The sequence below is a fragment of the Pseudomonas sp. SDO52101_S400 genome (assembly GCF_054071635.1).
Genome location: NZ_JBSVWF010000032.1, coordinates 67,177 through 73,371, shown reverse-complemented (window position 1 = coordinate 73,371; position 6,195 = coordinate 67,177). Strand labels below are relative to the sequence as shown.

Genomic DNA, 6,195 nt, shown 5'->3' with positions numbered 1-6,195 from the left:
TGTCAGTCAATCAATAATTGATTGACACACCGCCTTCGCGAGCAAGCCCGCTCCCACATTTGAGTTTTGTGTTTAACCGAAGAACCAGTAGCAGACGCCGATAGCGCCGAGCACACCCGCCAGCTCGGCCAACAGCGCACATCCCACCGCGTGCCGCGCACGCTGGATGCCCACCGCGCCGAAGTACACCGCCAGCACATAGAACGTGGTTTCGGTGCTGCCCTGGATCGTGGCCGCCACCAGCGACGGGAAGCTGTCCACACCCGAGGTTTTCATCGTTTCAATCAGCATCGCCCGGGCGGCGCTGCCGGAGAACGGTTTGACCATCGCGGTCGGCAACGCATCGACGAACCGCGTGTCCCACCCAGCCCACTGCACCAGATGACGAATGCCATCAAGGCCGAAATCCAGCGCGCCCGATGCGCGCAATACGCCGATCGCGCAGAGCATCGCCACCAGATACGGCAGCAGGTTCCTGGCGACGTCGAAACCTTCCTTGGCGCCCTCGACGAAGGCCTCGTAGACCTTCACCTTGCGCAATGCCCCGATCACCAGGAACAGCATGATCAGGCCGAACAGCGTCAGGTTGCCGAGGATCGACGAGAGGCCCGCCAGCGCCGTGGCCGACATCGTTGCCAATAGCGCCATGAAGCCGCCGAGCATCAGTGCGCCGGGAATCAGGTAGGCCAGCACCACCGGGTCCCAGACCCGCAGGCGCTGCATGAATGCCACCGACAGGAAGCCGACGATGGTCGAGCAACTGGTGGCCAGCAGGATCGGCAGGAACACCAGTGTCGGGTCCGGCGCGCCTTGCTGGGCACGGTACATGAAGATTGTCACCGGCAGCAGTGTCAGGGACGAGGCGTTGAGCACCAGGAACAGGATCTGCGCGTTGCTGGCAACGGTCGAGCTGGGGTTGAGCTCCTGCAGCGCCTTCATGGCTTTGAGGCCGATGGGGGTGGCGGCGTTGTCCAGGCCCAGGCCATTGGCGGCGAAGTTCAGGGTGATCAGGCCCAGCGCCGGATGCCCGGCCGGAACCTCCGGCATCAGCCGCAGGAACAGCGGCCCGAGCACCTTGGCCAGCCATTCGACGATCCCGGCCTTCTCGGCGATGCGCAGGAAGCCCAGCCACAGGGTCAGGGTGCCGAACAGCAGCACCATGACTTCGACTGACAGCTTGGCCATGGCAAAAATGCTTTCCACCATCGCCGCAAAGATCCCGGCGTTACCGCCGACCAGCCACTGCACCAGCGCCGACACGGCTGCCACGATGAAGAAGCCAAGCCACAGGCCATTAAGCATCAGTCAAATCCCCCGGAAGATGCGGCGAATGATAGCGGGGCTGCCAGAAACGACAAACCCCGGATTTCTCCGGGGTTTGTCAGGCTGCACAGAGGCGGCGATCAGTTCTTGGAAATCTCGCCGGCCGGCAGTTTTTCCTTGCTGCGCCAGTGCGGCAGCGAGTTCCAGTAGCGCTGGCCCTTGGCGTCGTCGTACATGCCTTCCCAACGGGCGATGACCAGTACGGCGAGGGCGTTGCCGATCACGTTCAGGGCGGTACGCGCCATGTCCATGATGCGGTCGACACCGGCGATGAAGGCCAGGCCTTCCAGCGGAATACCGACGCTGCCCAGAGTAGCCAGCAGTACCACGAAGGACACGCCCGGTACGCCGGCGATGCCTTTGGAGGTGACCATCAGGGTCAGGACCAGCAGCAGTTGCTGGCTGATCGACAGGTCGATGCCGTACAGCTGAGCGATGAAGATCGCCGCGATGGACTGGTACAGGGTCGAACCGTCGAGGTTGAACGAGTAGCCGGTTGGCACCACGAAGCTGCAGATGGCTTTCGGTGCGCCGTAGGCTTCCATCTTCTCGATCACACGTGGCAGCACGGTTTCCGAAGACGCGGTGGAGTAAGCCAGAACCAGCTCATCCTTGAAGATACGCATCAGTTTGATCACCGAGAAGCCGAACATCTTGGCGATCAGGCCGAGAATCACGAAGGCGAAGAAGGCGATGGCGACGTAAACCAGGATCACCAGCTTGGCCAGCGGCAGCAGCGAGGCGAAACCGAAGTTGGCCACAGTCACCGCGATCAGTGCGAATACGCCGATCGGAGCGTAGTTCATGATCATGTGGGTGACTTTGAACATGCTTTCCGAGACGCCCTGGAACATCTTCACCAGCGGCTCGCGCAGGTCCGACTGCAGGCTCGACAGACCGAGACCGAACAGCACGGAGAAGAAGATGATCGGCAGCATTTCGCCGCGGGCCATGGCCGCGAAGATGTTCGACGGGATCAGGTTGAGGATGGTCTCGATGAACGCGTGTTCATGCTGTACTTCGGCGGCGGTCGCCTGGTACTTGGAGATATCCACCGTGCCCAGGGTGCTCATGTCGATGCCGGCACCCGGATGGAACAGGTTGGCCAGCAGCAGGCCGACGACGATGGCGATGGTGGTGACGATTTCGAAGTAGATGATGGTCTTCAGGCCGATACGCCCGAGCTTCTTGGCGTCGCCCACGCCGGCGATGCCGACGATCAGGGAAGAGATGACGATCGGGATCACGATCATCTTGATCAGACGGATAAAGATATCGCCTGCCGGTTGCAGGACGTTGCTGATCCACCAGGCCTTCTCGGCACTGAAATGGTTGAGCAACGCACCGATTGCAATCCCTAATACCAGACCGATGAGGATCTGCCAGGCGAGGCTAAGTTTTGCCTTCTTCATTATCTTTACCCTTACTTGCGTTTGACTCAGGCACATGCAGGAACTGGAACGCTCTTTAGCGGAAAAGTTTGTGCATCTGCCTCCGTATAAGGTGCCCCGGGGCGCGTGTTTACGGCTCTCCGGCAGGCGAAAAAAGGCGCAACTATTCCGATGCAAGGTTGCGCCGTCTAATGCCGTAAACGCCTACCCTATGCCGAATCGGCATGAGCTTTTTTAAATGAAACTGGCGTCCCAACCGGTTCGAATATGACATTTCGGCAGGCATAAGTGCCGTGAACCGGCCATTACAGCGTAGATTGGTTATTTTTTGAGCGAGTGATTTCGACGAAAATTTTCGGAAAAAGCCTACGTTTGGAATCGAAAAGTCTGACTGGCTCGATCGACTCTTTCTCGATATACGGTCGCGACGAAACACCGCGAAACGCTTTTCGCGCGCAGTGTGATCGATAAAAAGATGAGCAGAACGCTCTGGATCAATGTTTTGTCACTTGGAAAGCTCAGCGCAAGTCCGTCGAACCACCCTGGGTTGGCGAACTTGCGTCGCAGCTTTTACCCTGACCCGGCCCTCATCGCAGGCACTCCCTGTACCCGTAGGTCACTCCGACCCTGTAGCAGTCAGAACGTCCCGGCCCCCTGGTCATGCGCCGGCCTTCCTCGGGCTGGCGCAATGGAAGGCAGCTGTCGGCTGCCTTCATGTTCAATACCAGTTCGGATCTTTCTTCAGCGTTTCCATCAGCAGATCCTGCATGCCCTGGTCGGGTTTGCCGAGGAAGCGGTAGGTGGCATGTCGCGTTGGCGACTTGTCGGCCGGCAGTCCTTCGGGCACATCGACCAGCATGGCGTAAGCGTGTTTCTTGTCGAAGCTGAACGCGACGATCAAGCGGTGGTTGAGGCACTTGTCCTGTGATTCGCAGAGCGGCCCGACCAGATACTTGTCGCCGTCTTCAGTGACCGCATTCATCTGTTGGTCCGGCGTACCGGAAAGGTTCATCACCCATTCCGGCAGGCGTTCTTCCTTCTTCACCACGCCTTCCCAGGTTTCCCTGTAGTGCGGGTCTGAACTCAGCAGCTCGTTGACCCGCGCCTGGCCATCATTGGCCGCCATCGCCATGGCACTGCCGCCCAGGAGCAGGGCGGCTGCCAGTGTCTTTAAAGCACTCATGGTCAACCTCGGCCGCGACGACCAAAGAAGAACGAGGCGATGAACATCACCAGGAACACGACAAAGAGAATCTTGGCGATACCCGTGGCGGTGCCCGCGATACCACCGAAGCCCAGTACTGCAGCGATGATGGCAATGATCAGGAATGTGATAGCCCAGCTCAACATGGTGATTCTCCTTGTTTCTATTTAGGGGTGTTGCCGGTCTCGGCGCGGGGGGCGCCCAGATTCGTTGATCAGAAAACCCAGCGTTCTTCGCGTGGCATGTCGCTCAGCGGTTGTGGCTGGTCGACATCCATCATGCGCATCGCGCCGTTGTCGGCCTGGCTGCTGCTGACCGCACTGAAGTGCGTTTGCGTCGCGTGTTGCATCGAGATCAAAGGTTCAGTTTGCTGACTCTGTTCCCAGCGCAGGTATTGCTGGCAGGCGATCAGGGTGATCAGCAGCGCAAGTGCGCCAAACAAGGCCTGCTGCAGGTGCAGTGGCGAGATACGCATTTGGGCGGCACGTGGGCGAGTCATCCTGGGTTCCTCACTCTTATTCGGTTGGGGCAGTGCATTTCTGCCCGGGCTGAGAGAGGTATTGCAGCCTGCATGCCAGCCTTTTTATTTAAAAAAATCCAATAAAATCAAATAGTTATATGTATTGTGAAAAATACGAACGACGCATCCTGCACGATGGCTCCGCCACGGTCGTGCGTAATGCACGATTGTTTCGTAGGAGAAATCATTCTTTTTGAATTGAGAGCAGGGTGCAGATGTCAGAAAAGGACGCAGGCAAATGCCTGAAAAATGCTGATTGTTTAAAAATTCAACAAATTCAGTGGATTAGCCGTGAGGGCAGGAGAGAGCTACCCTGCTATGACTGGAATCGATCAGAATCAACCATGCAACTTGCCCGATTTTTCCGGGACTAACCCAAGACATTCACTTATGGAGCGTAGGAAAAATGGAATCAGCCACTGAGCACCAAGGCCGCATTCTGCTGGTGGATGATGAATCCGCCATCCTGCGAACCTTTCGTTATTGCCTCGAAGACGAAGGTTATACCGTCGCCACCGCCAACAGCGCGGCCCAGGCTGATGCGCTTTTGCAACGGCAAGTGTTCGATCTGTGCTTCCTCGATTTGCGTCTGGGCGAAGACAACGGTCTCGACGTACTGGCGCAGATGCGCATTCAGGCGCCGTGGATGCGGGTGGTGATCGTCACTGCTCATTCGGCCGTCGATACGGCGGTGGACGCGATTCAGGCGGGCGCCGCCGACTATCTGGTCAAGCCGTGCAGTCCTGACCAGTTGCGTCTGGCTACCGCCAAGCAGCTTGAAGTGCGCCAGCTCTCGGCGCGTCTGGAAGCCCTCGAAGGCGAGATCCGCAAACCCAAGGACGGTCTCGATTCCCACAGCCCGGCGATGAAAGTCGTACTGGAAACGGCGCGGCAGGTAGCGAGCACCGACGCCAATATCCTGATCCTCGGCGAGTCCGGCACCGGTAAAGGTGAACTGGCCCGAGCGATTCACGGCTGGAGTAAACGCGAGAAGAAATCCTGCGTCACCATCAATTGCCCGTCGCTGACTGCCGAGCTGATGGAAAGCGAGCTGTTCGGTCATAGTCGCGGTGCGTTTACCGGGGCGAGCGAAAGCACGTTGGGTCGGGTCAATCAGGCCGACGGCGGCACGCTTTTTCTCGACGAGATCGGCGATTTTCCACTGACTTTGCAGCCAAAGTTGCTGCGATTCATCCAGGACAAGGAATACGAGCGTGTAGGAGATCCGGTCACCCGCCGGGCCGACGTGCGCATTCTCGCTGCCACCAATCTCAACCTTGAAGACATGGTGCGCGACGGACGTTTCCGCGAAGACCTGCTCTATCGCCTGAACGTCATCACCCTGCATTTGCCACCGCTGCGCGAGCGGGCCGAAGACATTCTGACCCTGGCCGACCGTTTCCTTGCTCGTTTCGTGAAGGAATATGCGCGCCCGGCTCGTGGCTTCAGTGACGAGGCCCGGGAAGCGCTGCTGGGTTACCGCTGGCCAGGCAACATTCGCGAGCTGCGCAACGTGGTCGAACGGGCGAGCATCATTTGCCCGCAGGAGCGCGTGGAGATCAGCCACCTCGGCATGGCCGAACAACCCGCCAATAACGCGCCGCGAGTCGGCGCCGCTCTGAGCCTCGACGAATTGGAGAAGGCTCATATCGGCGCGGTGCTGGCGACCGCCGGCACCCTGGACCAAGCGGCCAAGACCCTGGGGATCGACGCTTCGACCCTGTATCGCAAGCGCAAGCAGTACAACTTGTGAGCGT

Annotated in this window: 6 protein-coding genes; 1 reads left to right on the top strand and 5 read right to left on the bottom strand. The window is 58.9% G+C overall.

Translation table 11 applies throughout. From position 1 onward, the window contains the following. Positions 1-72 precede the first annotated feature (72 nt). The 5 genes from ACW9HX_RS17445 to ACW9HX_RS17425 form a co-directional block, all read right to left on the bottom strand. The gene (locus tag ACW9HX_RS17445; protein WP_457381540.1) at positions 73-1,302 is read right to left on the bottom strand and encodes a nucleoside recognition domain-containing protein; all 1,230 of its coding nucleotides are present in this window, start codon (positions 1,300-1,302) and stop codon (positions 73-75) included. 101 nt (positions 1,303-1,403) lie between these two features. After that, a complete protein-coding gene (gltP, locus tag ACW9HX_RS17440; RefSeq protein WP_197868995.1) occupies positions 1,404-2,735 on the bottom strand; it encodes a glutamate/aspartate:proton symporter GltP in 1,332 nt (443 codons plus the stop codon). 697 nt (positions 2,736-3,432) lie between these two features. Next, the gene (locus ACW9HX_RS17435; RefSeq protein WP_096822412.1) at positions 3,433-3,897 is read right to left on the bottom strand and encodes an inhibitor of vertebrate lysozyme family protein; all 465 of its coding nucleotides are present in this window, start codon (positions 3,895-3,897) and stop codon (positions 3,433-3,435) included. A gap of 2 nt (positions 3,898-3,899) precedes the next feature. Continuing rightward, positions 3,900-4,064, bottom strand: coding sequence for a DUF1328 domain-containing protein (locus ACW9HX_RS17430; protein WP_003177151.1), 165 nt, complete (start codon positions 4,062-4,064; stop codon positions 3,900-3,902). 68 nt (positions 4,065-4,132) lie between these two features. Continuing rightward, complete coding sequence (locus tag ACW9HX_RS17425) at positions 4,133-4,417, bottom strand: hypothetical protein (protein ID WP_457381539.1); 285 nt, start codon at positions 4,415-4,417, stop codon at positions 4,133-4,135. A gap of 427 nt (positions 4,418-4,844) precedes the next feature. Between ACW9HX_RS17425 and algB the strand changes: the two genes are divergently transcribed. Continuing rightward, on the top strand, positions 4,845-6,191 hold the full coding sequence (gene algB / locus ACW9HX_RS17420; protein WP_025112294.1) for a sigma-54-dependent response regulator transcription factor AlgB: 1,347 nt from the start codon (positions 4,845-4,847) through the stop codon (positions 6,189-6,191). The last annotated feature ends 4 nt before the right edge of the window (positions 6,192-6,195 follow it).

Coding starts and splice junctions, on each gene's coding strand:
- ACW9HX_RS17445 (WP_457381540.1), bottom strand. CDS start 1,302: ATGCTTAATGGCCTGTGGCTTGGCTTCTTCATCGTGGCAGCCGTGTCG.
- ACW9HX_RS17425 (WP_457381539.1), bottom strand. CDS start 4,417: ATGACTCGCCCACGTGCCGCCCAAATGCGTATCTCGCCACTGCACCTG.
- ACW9HX_RS17430 (WP_003177151.1), bottom strand. CDS start 4,064: ATGTTGAGCTGGGCTATCACATTCCTGATCATTGCCATCATCGCTGCA.
- gltP (WP_197868995.1), bottom strand. CDS start 2,735: ATGAAGAAGGCAAAACTTAGCCTCGCCTGGCAGATCCTCATCGGTCTG.
- algB (WP_025112294.1), top strand. CDS start 4,845: ATGGAATCAGCCACTGAGCACCAAGGCCGCATTCTGCTGGTGGATGAT.
- ACW9HX_RS17435 (WP_096822412.1), bottom strand. CDS start 3,897: ATGAGTGCTTTAAAGACACTGGCAGCCGCCCTGCTCCTGGGCGGCAGT.